Raw genomic sequence first — 3,687 nt, 5'->3', positions numbered from 1 at the left:
AATAAATTTACTGACATTGGCATGGCTAAATTTGAAATGGTTACATGAATTTATCATAAATCACCACAGCATAAGTTGCCATGCAACAAAGCCCGATGGAATCCAGAAAAGTCTGCTTGTAAGCAAGCAAACTAATTTTGTGAACATAGAAAGTAGCTAATCTTAATTTAAAACACAACATTAATTATTATGGAAAAACTGGATTCCAGTGTCTGAGCACTGGAATGACAAGAAAAGGCTACTTAGATGACACCCATAGACCTGTCATCCCAGCCGTAACGCTGGGATGACACCATCTGTTATGCACATTACCTGCTAATTACAATGTTCGTACAACTGTGTGTCACGCGCTGGAATGACAGAAGAAGGGGCTACTTTCATGACGCCCTCTTGGTGGGCTCAAATCACAATGTTCGTATAACTGTACGTTTCTCCTAAAACCATAACGCAAGAGGTCTTTTGACTGAGATGCCCAGTTTAAAGCTTAGGAGCATAGATAAATCTTACTTATTTTACTATCACTGTTTACTTCTTGTAAAAAACATGTTACTAGTAGATTGGTAGAATTTTCGGTAGATAACGGAGGAAGTTTTGGCAGTTCCAAAAAGAAAAAAGTCAAAGTCAAGGCGTGATATGCATCGTTCTCATCATGCTGTTCAGCCTAAGAACATTGTGGTATGCACAACAACTGGGGAGTTTATGTTACCTCACAATATAGCAGTTGATGGCAGTTACAAAGGAAAACGGGTTTTCATCAAACAACAGGCAGAATAACTATCATGATATGTTACCCACAGTCAACAATAACATAGTCATTGCACTTGACGCTATGGGAGGTGATTTTGCACCTCTCTCAGTGATTCAAGGTGCTAGTTTTTTCTTAGATAACCTTGTCGACCCAGGTATTAAAGTTTTTTTTCGTATTTATGGAGATCAAAAAGAAGTATCTCCTTTGCTTTCAAAATATAAGAAGGTAAGTAACGATTCTGAGTTTACTCATTGCTCTGATAATGTTCTTGCAAATGATAAGCCATCTTTCGCGCTGAGGTATCGTAAAGACTCAAGTCTGAAAGCGGCTATTGAGGCAGTGAAAGAAGGCAAAGCTTCTGGGATACTATCCTCAGGCAATACCGGAGCGTTAATGGCAATTTCCAGGTTTGTTTTGGAAACATTGCCAAACATTTATCGTCCCGCTATCGTATCTGTTTGTCCAACTAAAACAAAAAGCTTTGCACTGCTTGACCTCGGTGCAAATGTTGATTGTAATGCTGACTCATTATTTCAATTTGCATTAATGGGGAGCATATTTGCAAAAATAGCATTAAAAGTTGACAATCCTGAGGTCGCTCTGCTAAATATTGGTACAGAAGAAGTTAAAGGCAATGACTCAGTACGAGGGGCCTTTGAATTACTCAAGAACGCTCCAAGTATTAACTTCAAAGGATATGTAGAGGCAAGTGAATTTTTAGAGGGTAATGTAGATGTGATTGTTGCTGATGGTTTTGTTGGTAATGTAATGCTCAAAACGGCTGAGGCAACCGCTAGTACTTTCATTAATTTAATAAGGCAGGAGGTATTCAACTCATGGGCAGCAAAAATACTTGTTGGCATATTGTTGAAACCCAAGCTAAATAAAGCATTAATGCGTTTTAATCCTAAAATTAGAAGTGGTGCTATGTTTTTAGGGCTAAACGGTATCGTCATTAAAAGTCATGGAAATTCTGATGCTATTTCTTTTGCTCATGCTATAAAATTTGCAGTAAATGCCATTAGTGAAAATTTAAACCAGAAGATAATCAGTGAGGTAAGTCACGTTGAATAAAAGTTTTATATTAAGCACTGGATCTTGCCTGCCAAAAAAAACATTGAGTAATGACGAAATTGCACTAATGGTTGAGACAAGTGATGAATGGATTAGACAGAGAACAGGAATAACTCAAAGGCATATAGCAGATGAAGGAGAGTTAACGTCGGATCTAGCTGTCAGTGCAGCAAAAAATGCTATAGAAAAAGCTCAAATTTCAGTGGATGAAGTTGGTTTAATCATAGTGGCAACAACAACATCCGACAAAACTTTTCCTAGCTGTGCGACTATTGTGCAAAGTAAGTTAAAATGTAAAAACGCATTTGCCTTTGATGTGCAAGCAGCATGCTCTGGTTTTATATATGCAGTTACAGTTGCTGATTCGCTTATAAAAACTAACAATAGAATTAAATATGCACTGGTTATAGGTGCTGAAATAATGTCTAGGATTGTTGATTGGAAAGACAGGTCAACTTGTGTACTCTTTGGTGATGGTGCAGGCGCGGTGGTAATAAAATCCGCGGCACATTGTAATGAAACAACAGAGCACCCCACAAGGGGTATAATATCAGCTAACCTATATTCTGATGGCAATGTAGATGTATTGTGTACCAGCGGAGGAATATCTTCAACTGGTGATTCTAGAAAAATATGCATGAATGGAAGAGAAGTGTTTAAATGTGCAGTGGACAAGCTAACAGCCTCAATAGAGGAAACACTAAGATGCAATAATTTGAAAATTGCTGATATTGATTGGCTGATTCCTCATCAAGCAAACATCCGTATCATTGAAGCTATAGTAAAGAAATTAGATTTTCCTATGGGAAAAGTAGCTAATACAGTTGATCAACACGCAAATACTTCAGCAGCATCAATTCCGCTAGCACTTGATTATGCAATACAAAAATCAAAAATAAGACCAGGAAGCCTGGGATTATTGATTGCAATAGGCGCGGGCTTAACCTGGGGTTCTGTGTTACTACGCTACTGACAACTTCAGCTATTACTACTTTCGATTTTTTCTATCAATTTCTTGACCAAACCTCTCAGTTTTCTACTGGATTCACCAAGCTCTTGAATCTGCGAGTTATCCTTTTTCATGAGCTCCTTATAATTACCCTTTATGTAGTCAATCATCTCCTTCATCTGAGCAATCATCTTGTTAATATCCATACTGCCTAAACTAGGTATCATGTCAGGCATAGCTCCGTCTAACATACCACCAGCCATAAGCTGCTGAGACATTTGCATGAATGGCTTTAAGGTCTGATTAAGCAATTCAGGATCCTTGGCTAATTTTTCTATTTGCTCTTTGCAAGTATCCATATACTGCTTCATAAATTCATCGCCTTGCGCTTTATCTGTCATAATTACACCTACTTAAAATACGTATTTTCTGTTATACATCGTTCTCAAATAAAAAACAATACAAAATGCCCATCACAGCTACATTAATACTTTGTTAAACAATGAAAAGGCAGCTCTTTTGCTCATAAAGAAATGCATACTCCCTTTAACCACTCTTTATCTTTGACACTATTTTCTAAGTTTTTATAGACAAATTGATGGTAGCTATTTATCCACTTAATTTCATCTTGGGCAAGCATTTGCACATCTATTAGCCTTCTATCATATGGAATAGAGGTCAATTGTTTAAAGTTTAAGAAGCCGTTTTCTTGCCTTTTAACATACATCAGGTTTTCAATTCTTATTCCATACTCTCTTGGAATGTAATAACCAGGTTCGTTGGAGAGTATCATCCCTGGCATAAGTTTCACTTTATTTCCTTTTGACGCTAACTATGGATTAGAAAGAGAGTAGAGAGAGAAATAGGGTAAACTCCAGTATCTTAGCAACAATAGGAGGTTACCCAATGCATAAGA

The 3,687-nt window shown here is 37.3% G+C and carries 4 protein-coding genes and 1 pseudogene; 3 read left to right on the top strand and 2 right to left on the bottom strand.

From position 1 onward, the window contains the following. Window positions 1-591: 591 nt before the first annotated feature. The 3 genes from rpmF to GO685_RS04035 are packed head-to-tail and all read left to right on the top strand — an operon-like array spanning window position 592 to window position 2,795. Window positions 592-774: a 50S ribosomal protein L32 gene (gene rpmF / locus GO685_RS04045; protein ID WP_041045415.1), complete on the top strand. Its 183-nt coding sequence runs from the start codon at window positions 592-594 to the stop codon at window positions 772-774. A gap of 10 nt (window positions 775-784) precedes the next feature. Beyond that, window positions 785-1,822 (top strand): phosphate acyltransferase PlsX, encoded by a 1,038-nt coding sequence (gene plsX / locus GO685_RS04040; protein ID WP_175937675.1) that lies wholly within the window; start codon window positions 785-787, stop codon window positions 1,820-1,822. After that, window positions 1,815-2,795: a beta-ketoacyl-ACP synthase III gene (locus GO685_RS04035; protein WP_175937674.1), complete on the top strand. Its 981-nt coding sequence runs from the start codon at window positions 1,815-1,817 to the stop codon at window positions 2,793-2,795. Before plsX ends, GO685_RS04035 begins: the two co-directional genes overlap by 8 nt. A 5-nt stretch (window positions 2,796-2,800) precedes the next feature. On the opposite strand, the gene GO685_RS04030 is transcribed toward GO685_RS04035, so the two are convergent. Together GO685_RS04030 and GO685_RS04025 are read right to left on the bottom strand one after the other, a co-directional pair. Next, window positions 2,801-3,172, bottom strand: coding sequence for a hypothetical protein (locus GO685_RS04030; protein WP_175937673.1), 372 nt, complete (start codon window positions 3,170-3,172; stop codon window positions 2,801-2,803). A 122-nt stretch (window positions 3,173-3,294) separates the two neighbouring features. After that, a pseudogene (locus GO685_RS04025) lies at window positions 3,295-3,597 on the bottom strand (M24 family metallopeptidase C-terminal domain-containing protein); the annotation flags it as partial. Window positions 3,598-3,687: the final 90 nt, after the last annotated feature.

This window comes from Wolbachia endosymbiont of Madathamugadia hiepei (assembly GCF_013366855.1).
GTDB lineage: Bacteria > Pseudomonadota > Alphaproteobacteria > Rickettsiales > Anaplasmataceae > Wolbachia.
The sequence above is the reverse complement of the archived record's forward strand: the minus strand, read 5'-3'. Positions and strand labels throughout refer to the sequence as shown.